15 protein-coding genes are annotated in these 16,273 nt (G+C 70.4%); 6 read left to right on the top strand and 9 right to left on the bottom strand.

Going from position 1 to position 16,273, the window contains the following annotated elements; translation table 11 throughout:
- Positions 1-42: 42 nt before the first annotated feature.
- The 4 genes from DEIGR_RS03780 to DEIGR_RS03795 all read right to left on the bottom strand — a co-directional run bounded on the left by DEIGR_RS03780 (position 43) and on the right by DEIGR_RS03795 (position 5,519).
- On the bottom strand, positions 43-1,200 hold the full coding sequence (locus DEIGR_RS03780) for an AI-2E family transporter (protein WP_058975387.1): 1,158 nt from the start codon (positions 1,198-1,200) through the stop codon (positions 43-45).
- Positions 1,201-1,359: 159 nt separating this feature from the next.
- Entirely contained in the window at positions 1,360-2,385 is a 1,026-nt protein-coding gene (locus DEIGR_RS03785; protein WP_058975389.1) for a RodZ domain-containing protein, read from the bottom strand.
- A 270-nt stretch (positions 2,386-2,655) separates the two neighbouring features.
- On the bottom strand, positions 2,656-3,570 hold the full coding sequence (locus tag DEIGR_RS03790; protein WP_058975391.1) for an ABC transporter permease: 915 nt from the start codon (positions 3,568-3,570) through the stop codon (positions 2,656-2,658).
- On the bottom strand, positions 3,570-5,519 hold the full coding sequence (locus DEIGR_RS03795) for an ABC transporter permease (RefSeq protein WP_058975393.1): 1,950 nt from the start codon (positions 5,517-5,519) through the stop codon (positions 3,570-3,572). The genes DEIGR_RS03790 and DEIGR_RS03795 overlap by 1 nt, the downstream gene beginning before the upstream one ends.
- A 109-nt stretch (positions 5,520-5,628) precedes the next feature.
- Here DEIGR_RS03795 and ndk point away from each other — a divergent pair, with 109 nt between their 5' ends.
- Positions 5,629-6,045: a nucleoside-diphosphate kinase gene (gene ndk, locus DEIGR_RS03800; RefSeq protein WP_058975395.1), complete on the top strand. Its 417-nt coding sequence runs from the start codon at positions 5,629-5,631 to the stop codon at positions 6,043-6,045.
- A 328-nt stretch (positions 6,046-6,373) separates the two neighbouring features.
- Positions 6,374-7,411, top strand: a complete 1,038-nt coding sequence (locus DEIGR_RS03805) for a GGDEF domain-containing protein (RefSeq protein WP_236704648.1) — start codon at positions 6,374-6,376, stop codon at positions 7,409-7,411.
- 12 nt (positions 7,412-7,423) lie between these two features.
- On the opposite strand, the gene DEIGR_RS03810 is transcribed toward DEIGR_RS03805, so the two are convergent.
- Entirely contained in the window at positions 7,424-7,897 is a 474-nt protein-coding gene (locus DEIGR_RS03810) for a hypothetical protein (RefSeq protein ID WP_058975397.1), read from the bottom strand.
- A gap of 75 nt (positions 7,898-7,972) precedes the next feature.
- Between DEIGR_RS03810 and DEIGR_RS03815 the strand changes: the two genes are divergently transcribed.
- The 4 genes from DEIGR_RS03815 (at position 7,973) to DEIGR_RS03830 (ending at position 11,458) form a co-directional block, all read left to right on the top strand.
- A complete protein-coding gene (locus DEIGR_RS03815; protein WP_058975399.1) occupies positions 7,973-8,296 on the top strand; it encodes a hypothetical protein in 324 nt (107 codons plus the stop codon).
- 43 nt (positions 8,297-8,339) lie between these two features.
- Positions 8,340-9,122 carry a nitroreductase family protein gene (locus DEIGR_RS03820; RefSeq protein ID WP_058975402.1) on the top strand — a complete coding sequence of 261 codons (783 nt, stop codon included), beginning with the start codon at positions 8,340-8,342 and terminating at the stop codon, positions 9,120-9,122.
- A gap of 236 nt (positions 9,123-9,358) precedes the next feature.
- Entirely contained in the window at positions 9,359-10,261 is a 903-nt protein-coding gene (locus DEIGR_RS03825) for an aldo/keto reductase (RefSeq protein WP_058975404.1), read from the top strand.
- Positions 10,262-10,390: 129 nt separating this feature from the next.
- Complete coding sequence (locus DEIGR_RS03830; protein ID WP_058975406.1) at positions 10,391-11,458, top strand: type III polyketide synthase; 1,068 nt, start codon at positions 10,391-10,393, stop codon at positions 11,456-11,458.
- A 610-nt stretch (positions 11,459-12,068) separates the two neighbouring features.
- On the opposite strand, the gene DEIGR_RS03835 is transcribed toward DEIGR_RS03830, so the two are convergent.
- From DEIGR_RS03835 to gltX, 4 genes are all read right to left on the bottom strand, one after another.
- A complete protein-coding gene (locus DEIGR_RS03835) occupies positions 12,069-13,073 on the bottom strand; it encodes an alpha-ketoacid dehydrogenase subunit beta (protein ID WP_058975407.1) in 1,005 nt (334 codons plus the stop codon).
- Positions 13,070-14,125 (bottom strand): pyruvate dehydrogenase (acetyl-transferring) E1 component subunit alpha, encoded by a 1,056-nt coding sequence (gene pdhA / locus DEIGR_RS03840; protein WP_236704779.1) that lies wholly within the window; start codon positions 14,123-14,125, stop codon positions 13,070-13,072. The genes DEIGR_RS03835 and pdhA overlap by 4 nt, the downstream gene beginning before the upstream one ends.
- Before the next feature lie 375 nt (positions 14,126-14,500).
- Positions 14,501-14,854, bottom strand: a complete 354-nt coding sequence (locus DEIGR_RS03845; RefSeq protein WP_058975411.1) for a DUF1304 domain-containing protein — start codon at positions 14,852-14,854, stop codon at positions 14,501-14,503.
- Positions 14,851-16,272, bottom strand: coding sequence for a glutamate--tRNA ligase (gltX, locus tag DEIGR_RS03850; RefSeq protein WP_058975413.1), 1,422 nt, complete (start codon positions 16,270-16,272; stop codon positions 14,851-14,853). The genes DEIGR_RS03845 and gltX overlap by 4 nt, the downstream gene beginning before the upstream one ends.
- Between the last annotated feature and the right edge of the window lies 1 nt (position 16,273).

The following is a 16,273-nucleotide window of genomic DNA, read 5'->3' on the forward strand; positions in this document are numbered from 1 at the left end:
GGGCCACGCTGCCCCGTCCCCCTCACCCACCGATGTGGCCGGTCAGGGCCCGTCGGTGTACACGCGACTGGGGTAGTAGTACCGCTGCAGCATCAGCTTCCCCAGCGCCACGAGCGGCACCGCCAGCAGCGCCCCGGCGAAGCCCAGCAGCGACGCCCCGATCAGGATGGCGACGAGCACCGTGATCGGATGCAGGTCCGTCGTGCGGCTCAGGATGTACGGACTGAGGAAGTTCCCCTCGATCTGGTTGGCCGCCACGAACACCACGATCACCGCCACGATCTTCAGCAGCGCGCCCGGCAGCGTCAGCGCCAGCAGGATCGCCGGGGTCGCGCCGATGATCGGCCCCAGGTACGGCACGATATTGAACGCCCCCGCCAGGAACCCGATCGCGGCGGCACTGGGAATCCCCACGATGGTCAGGCCCAGCCACACGAACACCCCGATGAACGACGCGATCAGCAGCTGCCCGCGCACGTACCCGCCGACCGCCGTGCCGACCAGATCGCTGAACTCCATGACGCGCGGCTGCCACGGGCGCGGGAACACGTTCAGCAGCGCGGCGTTCACGCGGCTGTAGTCGATCATCAGGTAGATGCTCATCAGCAGGATCAGCAGCACCTGCCCGACCACCCCGCCGATCGACACGAGGCTGTTCAGCAGCGTCCCGGTCGAGGACAGCGCGTTCTGCAGGATCGGGACGATGTTCTGCCCGAAGTTCTGCACGTAGTCCTGTGCGGCCGTGATCAGCCGCTCGCGGGAGTTGTCCAGGCCCGGCACACCCCGCGCCGACAGCCAGGACGTCATGCGGTCCAGCACGTCCCCCAGCGACCCGATCTGAGCCGGCAGTTTCTGGATCAGCGTGATCAGCTGCCCCGACACGGTCGCCAGCAGCAGCCCCGCCAGGCTCAGCAGGCCCGCGAAGATCAGCACCACGAAGAACACACCCAGCCCGCGCCGCACCCGGCCCCGCTCCAGCCAGTTCAGCAGCGGATTGGCCAGGTACGCGATCAGGAACGCCACCGTGAAACTGACCAGCACCGTCCGGATCTGCCCCACGAACCGCCACGCGACGTAAATGGCCAGCAGGAACACCAGCGCCCGCACCCACGGGCTGCGCCACACGTACTGAAAGGCGTTCAGGCGGGTGGGATCACCGGGAGACGACTGAGGACGGGGCGTGGGGGAAGGTCGGGGCACGTCCACACTCTAGCGGGCCGCGCCCCCGACCACGCACAGGGTCTGCGTTTCAGGCTCGCCGCACCTGCCCATGGCGTCCCGGGCGTGCAGCCGCATGGCCACCCGCGGCCTTGCTCACTCTGCTCGATTCACACGGGAGCGGAGGGTGTCCTCACACCCTCAGAAGGTGCGGGTCACGACCTGACCGGACTGCCCCAGGGGCGCGCTGGGCCCGCCGCTGACGCTGACGCTGACCGCCGCGGCATTCCCGGTGCGGATGGTCACGCCCTTCGGAAAGGCCTTCACGGTCCCGGCCGGAGGGGTGCCCTCGAACACGATGCGGCCCGCGGCGTCCGTCACGCGCGTCCATGACGGGCCGCTGTACGTGACCTTCACGCCGCTCGCAGGGGTCTGCGTGGGCTTCGGCGCTGCCGCCGCGCTGCCTGCCGCCTTGGCGCCGGTCCCGGTGCGCGGGGGAGTGGCGGGACGGGCCGCGTCGGTCAGGACGCTGGCCTTCCCGCTGGGATTGAGAGTCACGCGCAGGTCGCGGCTGCGGCTCACGTCCACCGCCTGCCGCAGCGGCTCACGACCCGCGAGTTCCACGCGCAGTTCCGCCTGCCGCCGGGCGTCCACCGGGAACGCCAGGACCGGCGCGGTCCCCAGGTCGCGGTTGTCGAGGTACACCCGCGCGCCGGGCGGCGTGACCTTCACCGTCAGGCGGACCGTCTGTACGGCCTGGGGCGTGGTCGCCGCGCCCGCCGTGCCGCTGCCCGTCCCGGCCGCCCCCGCCGCTGCCGCGCCCGCCGCGGGGGTGACGGCCGTCTGGGGACTGCCCCCGCCGCGTGTGAACTGGTACGCGGCCGCCCCGGCGATCAGCAGGGCGCCGACGGCCAGGGCGGCCCACAGCGCGCCGGGGCGCCGGGCGGGCCGGACCGGCGCGGTGACGCGGGTCGCGGCGGACGACCCGGCGGGGGCCGGGAGTGCCCGGTCGAAGTCACTCAGGAGCGGCTGCGGGTCCAGGCCCAGTTCCCGCGCGTAGCGGGTCAGGTACGAGCGGGCGAAGGTCCGTTCGGGCAGCGCGGCCAGGTTGCCGTCCTCCAGCGCCCGCAGGTAATCCCCGCGGATCTTGGTGCGCAGGGCGACGTCCTGCGTGCTGAGACCCAGCCCCTCGCGGGCCTGTCGAAGGGCGGCTCCAAAGCTCGTCACGGTACTGTCCAGAGTAGCGCATCCGTCCGGCGCGCGCGGCGCGCTGCTGTGCCCCGCCGGGCCCACGCAGCAGACACCGGGGCGCCGCGTAGCGTCCCCGGTGTCCGAAGTCTGACGTCTGCTGCCGTGTGGGTGTTGTACGGGTTTCGTCCGTTCCGTCGACAACCTGGAACTTCACCATGTTGCCAACTCCACGCCCGGACCCCGTTACGCTCCTCCTCGCTCCGCTCGGGTTGAAAGATTGTGTCAACCTTTCAACCGGAGTTCGTATCAGCCGTCGTAGGTCTGGCCCAGCGCCTTGGGCGCGCGGCTGCGGCCCGTGAAGATCAGCGCCAGGATCGTGATCAGGTACGGCAGGGCCTGCACCAGCGTGCTCGGCAGGAGGTTGGTGCCGCCCAGCGCGATGCTCAGGGCCTGCAGCAGGCCGAACAGCAGCGTGGCGCCCAGCACGCCCAGCGGTTTCCACTGCCCGAAGATCAGCGCGGCCAGCGCGATGAAGCCCGCGCCGGCGCTGATGTTGCGCACGTACGAGTCGAGGTTCCCGATGCTCAGGAACGCCCCGGCGGTGCCGGCCAGCACGCCGGACATGATCACGGCGCTGTAGCGCATGCGGCGCACGTTCACGCCCATGCTGGCCGCCGCGCCCGGCTGCTCACCGGTGGCGCGCAGGCGCAGGCCGTACGGCGTGCGGTACATCACGTACCACGTGATCGCCACGGCCAGGAACGCGAAGAACACCGGCGGCGAGAAGCGCAGTTCGCCCGCGCCCCACAGCGGCAGCGCGTACTCGACCTTGGGGCTCTCGTTGGACACGCCGTACAGCGCGGTCAGGACCACGGCAGGTACGCCGGTGGCGAGCAGGTTGATGGCCGTGCCGCTGATCACCTGATCGGCGCGGTACTTGATGCTCAGGACCGCGTGAATCCAGGCGATCAGGCCGCCGACCAGCATCCCGGCCAGCCAGCCCACCCACGGGGCGGCCGCGCCGAGGCTGGGGGTCAGCAGGTGCGTGCTGACGGCGGCGGACAGCGCCCCGAAGATGATCAGGCCTTCCAGGGCGATGTTCACGACGCCGCTGCGTTCGCTGAACAGGCCGCCCAGCGCGGTCAGCAGCAGCGGCACGACGCTGCGGATGAAGGTGGCGAGGAACGCCGTGGTGAAGATCTGTGCGATGAGGCCGTCCATTATTTGCCTTCCCGGGTGATGTCCTCGCTGGCCTGGGCCACGTTCGGCTGCGGGGTGAGGGTCTTGGTGACGTCAGCGGCGGCCGGCGTCTCGTGGCGGTCCGCGGCGGCGGCCAGGGCGGGCGGTGGGGGAGAGGTGACGCGGCGGCTCAGGAAGCCCCCGGCGGCGATGAACAGCACGATCAGTGCCTTGAGCACCGTCACGATGTCGCTGTTCACTTTGGAGAGCTTGGTGGTCACGCTGACCGCGCCGGTGTCGATGGTGCCGAACAGTACGCTGGACGCCACCACGCCCGCCGGGGTGCTCTGGCCCATCAGGGCCACGGCGATCCCGTCGAAGCCGACGTTCACGGGCATGTTCTGCTTCAGGCGGTACTCGTCGAGCGCGCCGCCGTTCACGTAGTGCGTGCCGGCCAGACCCGCGAACATGCCCGCGATGGTCATGGCCAGGATGGTGTTCTTCGCGACGCTGATCCCGCCGTACTCGGCGGCCTTGGGGGACAGGCCCACGGCGCGCAGGGCGTACCCGGCGGCGGTGCGCCACATCAGCATGCCGAAGCCCGCCGCGCACAGCAGCGCGATCAGGAACGCGCCGTTCAGCTGACTGCCGGTGACGCTGACCGGAATCCCGATCGGCCACGTCAGGGCGCCCAGCGCGGCGGCGGCCGCTAGGGCGATCAGGCTGCGGTTCTTACGGACGAGCAGCCGCACGATCACGAAGGTCACCAGCGCCACCAGCAGGCCGATACTCAGGGCCACCTGACCGTTCTGGCCGACGTTCAGGACTTCCAGCAGGGGCCGCAGCTGCGCCTCACCGTTCAGCAGTTCGCTCTGCGGGTTCGAGCCCTCGGCCTTCAGGGGTTGCGGGTACTCGCGGCCCAGGAACGGGAAAGAGTCGCTGCCGATCAGGAACACCAGCACCGACGACGCGATGTAGTTCAGCATGATCGTGTTGATGACCTCGCTGGACCCGAAGCGCGCCTTGAGCAGACCCGGAATGGCGCCCCACAGGGCCCCCCCGGCTGCGGCGGCCAGGACGCTCAGGGCCAGCAGGCCGTAGCCCAGGCTGGGCGGGCCGTACACGCCGACGAGCATCGCGGCGATGGCGCCCATGGTCAGCTGCCCGGGCGCGCCGATGTTGAACAGGCCCGTGCGGAACGCGAACGCGACGCTCAGACCGGTGAAGATCAGCGGGGTGGCCAGCTTCAGGCTGTCCAGCAGCGGGTTCAGGGCCGTGACCGGCGCGAACAGCGTGGAGTACACGAAGTACACCAGGTCCGACTTGGCCAGCCACGCGCCCCACAGGCCCAGGGGCGCGCCGCTCTGGTTCACGCTGGGCTGCACGATCAGCACGACGAGCGCGCCGACCAGGATGGCCATCCCGATCGCGGCGACCGGCACGAGCAGGCTGCGCATGCGGTTGAACGCCTGCCACACGCGCGGCGCGGCGCTCAGGCCGGCACCGGCGGCGATCAATCCCGCCAGGGCCGGGAGGAACAGGCCCAGGTTCATGCCGCCGCTGGCGTAGAAGTTCCCCAGCTGACGCTTGGCGCCGGGGCGCAGGGTCGTGTCGGCCAGCACGCGCCGGGTCTGGTCGTCCAGGGCGCCGCCCAGCACGACCACGGCGGCGGTGGCCAGCCCGAAGGTGAGGAGGCCCGTCACCCAGAACCAGCGCTGGCGGCCCCAGGCGCCGGCCAGGGTCACGAGCAGCGCGGCCAGCGCGGCCCAGGCCAGCGCCAGGACCGTGCCGGTGGGGGGCAGCGGGGCCTGCTGGTTGGAGGTGAGGTTCATGACGCTGCCCGTGACGTGCATCAGGACGGCGTCGGCACTGAAGCCCCGGCCCAGGGTGGCCAGGGGGAAGAGGAGCATGCCCAGGGCGGCGACGGCGCAGGCGATCAGCGCAATGCGGGCCGCGTCGCCGGATGGGCGAGGGTGAGAATCGTGGGTCACCTTCCCATTGTACGGGGTTTCAGGCAAGTCTGGACAGGTGCGCAGGCCCCCGGTGATGGGGGTGAAGGCGGCACCCGTCCCGGGGCATCCTGCTATCCTCGGGGACGCTATGGAACGCACCTTTGCCATGATCAAACCCGACGGCGTCCGCCGCGGCCTGACCCCCGAGATCCTCGCCCGCATCCAGCGCAAGGGCTACCGCGTGGTGGGCCTCAAGCAGATGGTCATCGCCCGCGAGACCGCCGAAGCGCACTACGGCGAGCACAAGGAGCGCCCCTTCTTCGGTGAACTGGTGGACTTCATCACCGGCGGGCCCGTCGTCGCCATCGCCCTGGAAGGCGAGAACGCCATCGCCGGCTGGCGCGCCATGATGGGCGCGACCAACCCCGCCAACGCCGCCCCCGGCAGCATCCGCGCCGACTTCGCCACCACCACCGGCGAGAACGTCACGCATGGCAGCGACAGCACCGAGAGCGCCGCGCGCGAACTGGCCCTGTTCTTCAAGGACGGCGAACTGCTCGCCTGATACGGACTCCGATTGAATGGGCTGCAAAGCCCGTTCAATCCGAGCGGAGGCGAGAAGGAGAGAAACGGGTTCCGGACGTGCAGCCGGCAATCCGGTGAAGTTCCGGATTGTTGGCGAAACAAACGGAATCCGTATGAGCCGCGCCCCCGCGCGCCGCGCCCCGCCTCCACCGTGAGCGGGGCGCGGTCCCGTTGACCCCCGGCAGCGGGCCGGTGCGGCGCGCCACCCCCGCCGGAGGCCCCCACCTGCGGGTGACGGTGCCGGGCGCTTCGTGCGAGAATTTCACTCAGCACATGGTCGACAGGTCCGTTCCCGGAGTGAAGCCGAATTGAAAACGCCGACGCTTCCTCAGCTGCTGCAACGCAACCGGGTTCTGGTGGTGTGCAGCGCCAGCCTGGCGTACGTCCTGTACGCCGTCCTGACCGGCCTGATCGACCCGCCCCGCGAGGGCTGGGCGGCGCTGGGCAACCCCAAGTACATCGCGGCCGTCGTGGCCCTGCTGACCGCCGCCGCCACCCTGCTGCGGCCCGCGCGGGTGGGCGCCGTGTACGCCGTGACCAGCGTCGGGTACCTGCTCGTCGCCGTGCTGGAAATCCCGCGCGCCGTCGCGTGGGGGGACATGCCGTTCCACCTGACGCTGTGGCTGACCATGAACGTCCTCGTGTCGTACCTGGTGTTCGGCACGCGCCTGGGCACCGCCGTGAACCTCGGCAGTGTCCTGACCATGATCGTCAGCGTCCTCATGAACGGCCCGCTCGAGGCCAGCAACATGGCCGACTGGGTCACGGCGATCATCGTGCTGGGCGGCACCGGCCTGATCGCGTTCAACGTCATGGCGTTCATCGAGCAGAACCTCAGCGCGCACCAGCAGACCAGCCAGCGCCTCCAGGCGGCCCGCAAGGACGCCCTGACCGAGGTGCTGGGCCGCAGCGCCACCGAGGAGGAACTCGAACGCAGCATCGAGCAGGCCCTGAAGAACCGCGCGCCGCTGAGCATCATCGTGACCGACATCGACCACTTCAAACGCGTGAACGACGTGCACGGGCACGGCACCGGGGACGACGTGCTGCGGTCCTTCGGCAAGCGCCTGCGCCGCAGCGTGAGCACCTCGGGCGGGCAGGTGGGCCGCTGGGGCGGCGAGGAATTCCTGGTGATCCTGCCCGGCATGGCCCGCCCGGACGCGATGGTCGTCGCCGAGCGCCTGCGGGCCGAGGTGGCCGACGAGGCCATCGCGGGTCTGGACGTCACCGCCAGTTTCGGCGTGGCCTCCCTGCGCGGCGCGGAGGACACCGCCGAGGACCTGTTCGCCCGCGCGGACAGCGCCATGTACAACGCCAAACGCAACGGCCGCAACTCGGTCCGCTGAGCGGCGAGCCCGTCAGCGGCGGAAGGCGGGCAGCAGCGCGGCCTCCTCCTGCGTGACGTACCCGCGCGTGACCACCCGCAGGCCCTGCCCGGTCGTCAGGATCAGCGTGTCGGCCAGCCGCGAGCCCGCCGCAGGGTGCAGCGCCTCGCCCTGCGGCGTCGTCACGGCCCGCGCGTCCGGCCCGGCCAGGTCCTGCGCGGTGAACCGCGGCGACCGGATGTCCAGCATCCAGCTCAGGGGCCGCGCGTCACTGTCGTACTGCACCACCACGCCCTGCGCGTCCAGAGGCGGGCGGGTCGTCCACGTGGCGCGGCGCAGCCCACCCCCGATCCGCTCGCGCGAGTCCGCCTGCGCGTCGAACGACCCGGTCGCCGTGAACAGCGTCCTGGCGACCAGATCCTCACCCCCCACCCCGTCCCTGGCCGCACCGCCGGGCTTGCAGGCAGTCAGGAGCAGCAGGGGCAGCAGCAGGTAAATGGGACGCATGCTCCCGAACGTACACCCGCCCCGGCAGGGCATCTGTCATGCGACGCGCCAATCCGGGCCGTGCCAGCATAGAGTGTGAGCCCGCACCACCTCGCCCTGCTGATCACCGCCGCGCTGCTGAGCACGCTGCTGGCGCTGGGCCTGAGCCTGCAACTGGGCTGGCGGCGCGACGCGGCCCGCTGGCCGCACCACGCACTGTTCTTCCTGACCTGCGCCGGGACGCTGCTCAGCCTGGGCCTGGCGTGGCGCGCCGGGGCCGCCGCGTGGGCGCTGCTGCCCGCGCTGCTTCTCCTGCTGAGCATGCCCCGCACCCGCCCGGGCCGCGCCGACCACTGGCAGCGCGCCCTGCTCGGCGCCGCCGCGTTCACCGCCGGAGCCCTGACCGCCTGGGGCACCTGACCGGCCCACGCTCCCCGTCGGCCTTCACTGCTAGCCTGCCCGCATGGACCTGATCGACGGCATGCTCGCGCGGCGCACCACCAACGGCCCCTTCCGCCCGGACCCGGTCAGCCGCGACCACCAGCACCTCCTGATGCGGGTCGCGCAGGCGGCCCCCAGCCACTTCAACAGCCAGCCGTGGCGTTTCGTGCTGATCGAGAACCCGGACACCATCGCGCAGGTCGCCGCCATCGCCGGGCAGAGCATGACCGAACTCATCGAGGGCGGCGTGTTCTTCGAACGCTACCGCCGCTACTTCCGCTTCACCCAGCAGGAAATGGAGGAGCGGCGCGACGGCATCCACATCGACCACCTGCCCGGCCCTCTGAAACCCTTCACGCGGCAGGTGTTCAGCGACGCCGGACTGAAACTCATGCGGCAACTCGGCGTGCCGAAAAAACTCGGGGAGGACAACCGCAAACTCGTGGCAGGCAGCCCGCTGCTGCTGGCCGTCCTGCTCGACAAGGGCGAGTACCGCCCCGGCGAACTGTCCGGCTTCTACTCCGTGTTCGGCATGGGCGCCGCCATGGAGAACATCTGGAACGCCGTCGGTGCGCTCGGCATGGGCATCCAGTTCGTCAGCACACCCATGGAGCTCCCCCGCCACTGGCAGGCCATCCAGGACCTCCTGCGCGTCCCCGGCGACCTGGAACTCATGGCCGTGTACCGCCTGGGGTATCTGCCGCCCGATCAGGCGCGGCCCAGCATCGACTGGAGCAGCCGCCACCGCAAACGCCTGGAGCAGTTCGTGTACCGCGACACCTGCGAGCAGCCCGAACGCGAGTGATCCGGCGTCGGTCGGTGTCGTGGCCCACCCGGCCCGTCACCGGGCCACCACTTTCATGCCTGGAGGGGTCTTCTGCTCCTCCTCTGCGAGGCCTCCCTGCGAGTCGCGTCCGCTCGGCGTGACCGGTGGAGGCACACCACGGCACCGGAGGCCACGCGACTTCACCCTCCCTTGAGGAAACTGCCACGCGCCCGGGCGGGCACTCGGCGCAGAATGCCTCCCTGGAGGGCACCACCATGACCGACACCACCAACAGCAGCACCCCCAGTGCCGCCCCGAGCGGCACCTTCGACATCGGCGGGGACCTGACCGTCACCCGCCTGGGCTTCGGCGCGATGCGCATCACCGGCGACGGCGTGTGGGGCGACCCCGCCGACCGCGAGGGCGCCCTGACCACCCTGCGCCGCCTGCCGGACCTCGGCGTGAACCTCATCGACACCGCCGACAGCTACGGCCCGGCCGTTAGCGAGGAACTCATCCGCGAGGCCCTGCACCCCTACGACCGCGTCGTGATCGCCACGAAAGGCGGCCTGACCCGCACCGGCCCGAACGTGTGGATTCCCGTGGGCCGCCCCGAGTACCTCAAGCAGCAGGCGCACATCTCCCGCCGCCGCCTGGGCGTGGACCGCATCGACCTGTGGCAGCTACACCGCATCGACCCGAACGTGCCGCGCGACGAGCAGTTCGGCGCGATCAGGGAACTCATGGACGAGGGCGTCATCCGTCACGCGGGCCTCTCGGAAGTGAGCGTCGAGGAGATCGAGGCCGCCCGCGCCGTCTTCCCGGTCGCGACCGTGCAGAACCTCTACAACCTCGCCAACCGCAAGAGCGAGGACGTGCTGGACTACTGCGAGCGTGAGCACATCGGGTTCATCCCCTGGTTCCCGCTCGCCGCCGGGAACCTCGCGAAGGAAGGCAGCGTCCTCACCGACATCGCCGCCCGCCTGGGCGCCACGCCGTCCCAGGTGGCACTGGCCTGGGTCCTGAGGCGCAGCCCCGTCATGCTGCCCATCCCCGGCACCGGCAAGGTCAAACACCTGGAAGAGAACGTCGCCGCCGCCCACCTGGAACTGACCGACGAGGACTTCCGCGCGCTGGACGAGGTCGGCCGTCAGGAATGGGAGAAACAGCAGAACTGACCCTGCCGTGTTCCCCGCTCACCGCGCCCCCGTTTCCTGACGGTGAGGCGCGGTGAGCCGTGCATGGACGTTTGCTGAACCCCCAACCGTGGCGCGTGTCCCCCCTCAACCCGGGCAAAGTCGCGCAGAATGCGGCGCATGCCCCTGACCCCCCACCTGCGCGCCCTCGTGACGGGCACGCCCCCGCACCTGACGCCGCAGACGCAGGTGCAGGAGGCCGCCCGCACCCTCTTCCCGCGCATGGCGGCCCGCCCGCAACTGCTGGACGTCTTCACGAACGCCATGATCGACACGCGCGCCCTGGCCCGCCCGCTTGAGTGGTACCTCACCCCGCGCGGCTTCGGCGAGAAGAACGCCGTCTTCGTGCAGGAAGCCCGCGCCCTGACCCGTAGGCTGGCCAGGGAAGCGCTGGACGCCGCGCAGATCGAAGCGGCCGACGTGGACGCCGTCGTCGTCGTGAACACCAGCGGCATCAGCGCCCCCAGCCTCGACGCCGACCTGATCGAACACCTCGGCATCAACCGGCACGCCGCGCGCCTGCCCGTGTGGGGCCTGGGCTGTGCCGGAGGCGCCAGCGGACTGGCCCGCGCCGCCGACCTCGTCCGCGCCGGGTACCGCCGCGTGCTGTACGTCGCCGTCGAACTGTGCAGCCTGACCCTCGTGCACGGCGACGAGACCAAGAGCAACTTCGTCGGCACGGCCCTGTTCTCCGACGGAGGCGCCGCCGCCGTCCTCACCCACCCCGATGAACCCGGCCCCCCACCCCTGGCCGAACTGCACGGTGCATACTCCACCCTGATCGAGGACAGCGAGGACATCATGGGCTGGGACGTCGTCGACGACGGCCTGAAAGTCCGCTTCAGCCGCGACATCCCCACCCTGGTGCGCGGCATGATGCAGGGGAACGTCCAGGCCGCCCTGAGCGCGCACGGCTGGTGCCCCACGCAGGTCGGCACGTACGTCGTCCACCCCGGCGGCGTGAAAGTCCTCAGCGCCTACGAGGACGCCCTGAACCTCCCCCCCGGCGCACTCGACGCCAGCCGTCACGTCCTGCGCCACTACGGCAACATGAGCAGCGTCACCGTCCTGTTCGTCCTGCAGGAAACCCTGCGTGCCCACCCGCAGGGCCGCGCCCTGCTGAGCGCCATGGGACCCGGCTTCAGCGCCGAACACGTCCTGCTGAACTTCCCCGGCTGACGGGGGGCGGCTGCCAAGAGCTGTCCTACTGAGTTGGATTGGCTGCGCCTGCGGCGGGCCTCCCCACCCCCCAGCCCCCTCCGCAAGCGGCTCATACGAGTACCCCAGGGGGGCAGGGGGAGTAGTCGCTGCGCTCGGCAAGAGTTTTGACTCGTGCGGCGTGGTTGTGTTGGTCGGTGACGCGTCCGGCTTCGACGCCATCCTGCCGCCCCCCGCAAGGCCCGCGCGCTTCGCGCACGACGGCCGGTGGTGGTCTGCGGTCAGGTGCTGGGTAACCTGAAGCGAGCCGCTGATCGACTTTCATAACCACAGCCTTTGCAGAAGCGAGAAAAAGTAGAACTTTCCCGCACTCACCAAGAAGCAGAGCCACACAATCGTCGTGGCAACCGAGCCCGTCGTGCGCGCAGCGCGCGGGGCGCCCGCCGCGAACCCGGAGGATGGCGTGTGAGACGTGGCCGTTCCCGCCAGTCACCCACCGACCACCTCAGAGAAATACCTGCTGAGCGCAGCGAAAACTCCCCCTGCCCCTCTGGGGGAGGGGGCTGGGGGGTGGGGAGGCCCGCCGCCAGGCGCAGCCGTGTGACTCAACTGACCGTCCCAGGTCAGACGGTCAGTAGTCCATGACCTGCCGGATCGCCTTCGCCACCCGCAGCGGGTTGGGTCGGTACACGTCCTCGACGGCGGTGAAGGGTGGGTAGGGCGCGTCGAAGCCGGTGACGCGGACGATGGGGGCGCGGAGGTGTTCGATGGCTTCTTCGGCGATGACGGCGGCGATTTCGCTGTGGAATCCGGCGGTGCGGGGCGCTTCGGTGACGATCACGGCGCGGCCGGTTCTGGCGACGCTGCTGATGATGGTGTCGGTGTCCATGGGGACGAGGGTGCGCAGGTCGATGACTTCCACGCCGATCCCGGCGGCCTGGGCAGCGGCGGCGGCTTTCTGGGCGACTTCGACCATGCCGCCGTAGCAGATGACGGTGACGTCGTCGCCGTGGGTGACGAGGCGGGCTTTGCCGATGGGGACGCGGTAGTCGCCGGTAGGGACGTCTTCCTTGACGCTGCGGTAGAGCTTGATGGCTTCGAAGAAGAAGACGGGGTCCGGGTCGTTGATGGCGCTCAGCAGGAGGCCTTTGGCGTCGGCGGGGGTGCTGGGGATGACGACCTTGACGCCGGGGGTGTGGGCGAGGATGGCTTCGGGGCTGTCGGCGTGTTGTTCGGGGGTGTGGACGCCGCCGCCGTAGGGGGCGCGGATGACCATGGGGAGGTGGTAGCGGCTGCGGGTGCGGTGGCGGTAGCGGCCGAGGTGGGAGAGGATCTGGTCGAGGGCGGGGTAGAGGAAGCCCGCGAACTGGATTTCCGCGACGGGTTTGAGGCCGGCGAGGCCCATGCCGATGCCCATGCCGACGATGGCGGCTTCGGCGAGGGGGGTGTCGAACACGCGCCCTTCTCCGTGCTTGGCCTGGAGGCCGTCGGTGGCGCGGAATACGCCGCCCATGACGCCGACGTCCTCGCCGAAGATGTGGACGGTGTCGTCGGCGGCGAGGGCGATGTCGAGGGCGTCGTTGATGGCGGCGACCATGGTCATGTTCTTGGTGCCGGTGGGGGGGGTGGCGGTCATGCCTGCTCCTTCTGGTTCGGCGCGGCGTGCTCGGCGAGGATCTCCGCGCGTTGTTTCTTCAGCTGGGGGGTGGGTTCCGCGAAGACGTGGTCGAGGATCTCGGCGGGGGTCGGTTCGGGGTAGCTGTCGGCCTCGGCCAGGGCGGCCTCGAACTCGGCGGCGATCTCGGCGAGCAGCGCGGCCTCGCTGTCTTCGGTCAGCAGGCCCGCGGTCAGGAGGTGGGTGCGCAGGCGCGTGACGGGATCCTTGGCGTCCCAGCCGGCGGTGTCGGCCTCGCTGCGGTAGCGGCTGGGGTCGTCGGCGACGGTGTGCGGCTTGACGCGGTACGTGACCGTCTCGATCAGGGTGGGACCGCCGCCGTTGCGGGCACGGTCCACGGCCTCGCGGGTGACGTGGTAGGTGGCCAGGGCGTCGTTGCCGTCCACGCGCACGCCGGGAATGCCGTACCCGTCGGCGCGGCGACTGAGGTCGGTGGCGCGCGTCTGCGCGCGGGTGGGGACGCTGATGGCCCAGCCGTTGTTCTGGAGGATGAACACGCACGGGGCGTTCAGGGCCCCGGCGAAGTTCAGGGCCTCGTGGAAGTCCCCCTCGCTGCTGCCGCCGTCCCCGATGAACGCCATGGCGACGTTGCGGGTGCCCTGGCGCCGCTCGGCGAGGGCCGCGCCGACCGCCTGCGGGTACTGCGTGGCGATCGGGATGTAGAACGGCAGGACCTTCAGGTCGGCGGGCATGTGCCACCCGTGTGGTGACGTGCGCCAGTAGGCGAGGGTGCGAGCAATGGGCAGGCCGAGGGTCAGGGCCGCGCCGGTGTCGCGGTAGGTGGGGAACAGCCAGTCGTTCTTCGTCAGCGCGGCGGCGGTGCCGACCTGACTGGCCTCCATGCCGCCGAAGGGCGGGAAGACGCCCAGGCGGCCCTGGCGGTACAGTACCCAGCCGCGCTCGTCGAAGTGCCGGGCGCGGCGCATCTGCCGGTACAGTTCCAGGCGCGTTTCGGGGTCGGGCAGCAGGTCCTCGCGGACGACCGAGCCGTCCGGCGCGAGGCACTGCACCATGTTCGTGTCCTGCTGCGCGGCGTCGTACGCGGCCTGCGCCGCCGCGTAGCCGGGGGCGGTGTCCTGCGACTCTGCTGGGGCGTGAGGCTGCGGGGCAGCCGGTTTGGCATCTGGGGTCATGAAGTCTCCTGTCTGGGGCGGCGGGCACGGAATCTGAGGCGGCGGGTGCGGGCCGCGTCAGGGCGCGCGGCGCTGGTTCAGCAGCCGGTCACTGCGACGGGGCAGGCCGGAGGCGGGGCAGGGCAGAACGTCAGGCATGGCAGGGCAGGTGGGGCCGCGCGGCCCCGTCGGGATGAGAAGTGCCTCCCAGCGTAGCAGCCGGGAGGCACGGGAACCAAACGAGCGTTTGGGAGGCGGGGACGCGGGAAATGACCCCTATCGCGCCAGCAGCACCGCCAGGATCGCCAGCGCGGCGGGCACCGTCTGGATGAACAGGATGCGGCGGTTTGCGGTGGCCGCGCCGTACAGGCCCGCGACCGCCACGCACGCCAGGAAGAACAGCTGAATCGCCGCCGAGCCCGTGATCAGGCCCCAGATCAGGCCCGCCGCCAGGAAACCGTTGTACAGGCCCTGGTTGCCCGCCATGACGCGGGTCTGCGCCGCGAGTTCCGGCGTGGTCCCGAAGGCCTTCATGGCGCGCGGGGTGGTCCACAGGAACATCTCCAGCACCATGATGTACACGTGCAGCAGGGCGATCAGGCCCACCAGAACCGAGGCGATCAGGGTCATGCGCCCAGCTTACTGATCCGGGCGACTACCCGGTCACGGCCCAGCGTGGCGAGCAGGTCCGGCAGGTCCGGGCTCTCCATCGTCCCGGCGACCGCCGCGCGCACGGGCGGCATGACCTTCCCGAGCTTCAGGCCCTTCTCCTCGGCGAACGCCGCAAAGGCCGCCTTGATGGCCGCCGCGTCGAAGGTCGGCAGGTTCTTCAGCGTGGCGGCCAGCTCGGGCAGCAGCTCCCGCGCGCCGTCGATCGCCGCCTGCGCCTTCTCGGTCACCGGGTACTCCTCGGACCAGAAGTAAGGCGTCTTGTCGAGGAACTCGCTGAAGACCTCGATGCGGGGCGTCATCAGGCGCACCACCGAACGGAAGTAGTCATCCAGGGGGAGGTCCACCTTCTGGCCCGCCAGGAAGTCGTGCAGGCGCTTGGCGACCTCGTCCTCGGTCAGCACCTCGCGCAGGTACTTGCCGTTGTACCAGCGGAGCTTCTCCTGACTGAACACCGGGCCGCCCAGCGTCACGTCCTCCAGCCGGAACACCCGCGCGAATTCCTCCAGGTCGAACACCTCCAGGCCGTCCGGGTGCGTCCAGCCCATCGTCGCCAGGAAGTTCAGCATCGCCTCCGGCAGGAAGCCCTGCCCCTGGTACCACTCGACGCTCGTGGGGTTCTTGCGCTTGCTGATCTTCGACTTGTCCGAGTTGCGCAGCAGCGGCATGTGCGCGAACACCGGCTCATCCCACCCGAACGCGCGGTACAGCAGCACATGAATGGGCGTGCTCGTGATCCACTCCTCGGCGCGCACCACGTGCGTCACGCCCATCAGGCGGTCATCCACCACGTTCGCCAGGTGGTACGTGGGGAACCCGTCCGCTTTCAGGAGCACCTTGTCGTCGATCTCGCGGTTCTGGAAGTGAATCGGGTCGCGCAGCCGGTCATTCACGACCGTCTCACCCTCACGCGGGACCTTCAGGCGGATCACGGCCGCCTCGCCCGCGTCCACCCTCGCCTGCGCCGCCGCCGGGTCCAGCTCACGGCTGGGCACCGCGATCACGCGGCCCTCCGCCTGCGCCGCCTCGCGCAGCGCCGACAGTTCGTCGGCCGTCTCGAACGCGTAGTACGCGTGCCCGCTCGCCACCAGCTGACGCGCGTACTCACCGTACAGGTCAAACCTCTCCGACTGACGGTACGGGCCGTTCGGACCGCCCTGCAGCGGCGACTCGTCCGGCCTCAGGCCCAGCCACTGCATCATCTGGAAGATGCGCTTCTCACTGTCCGGCACGTAACGGTTCCGGTCGGTGTCCTCGATGCGCAGGATGAACTTCCCGCCACCCTGACGGGCCAGCGTGAAATTGAACAGCCCGATGTACGCGGTCCCCACGTGAGGATCACCGGTCGGGCTCGGAGCAATACGGGTCACAACAGACATA

The organism is Deinococcus grandis (assembly GCF_001485435.1).
In the GTDB taxonomy this organism is placed as follows: domain Bacteria; phylum Deinococcota; class Deinococci; order Deinococcales; family Deinococcaceae; genus Deinococcus; species Deinococcus grandis.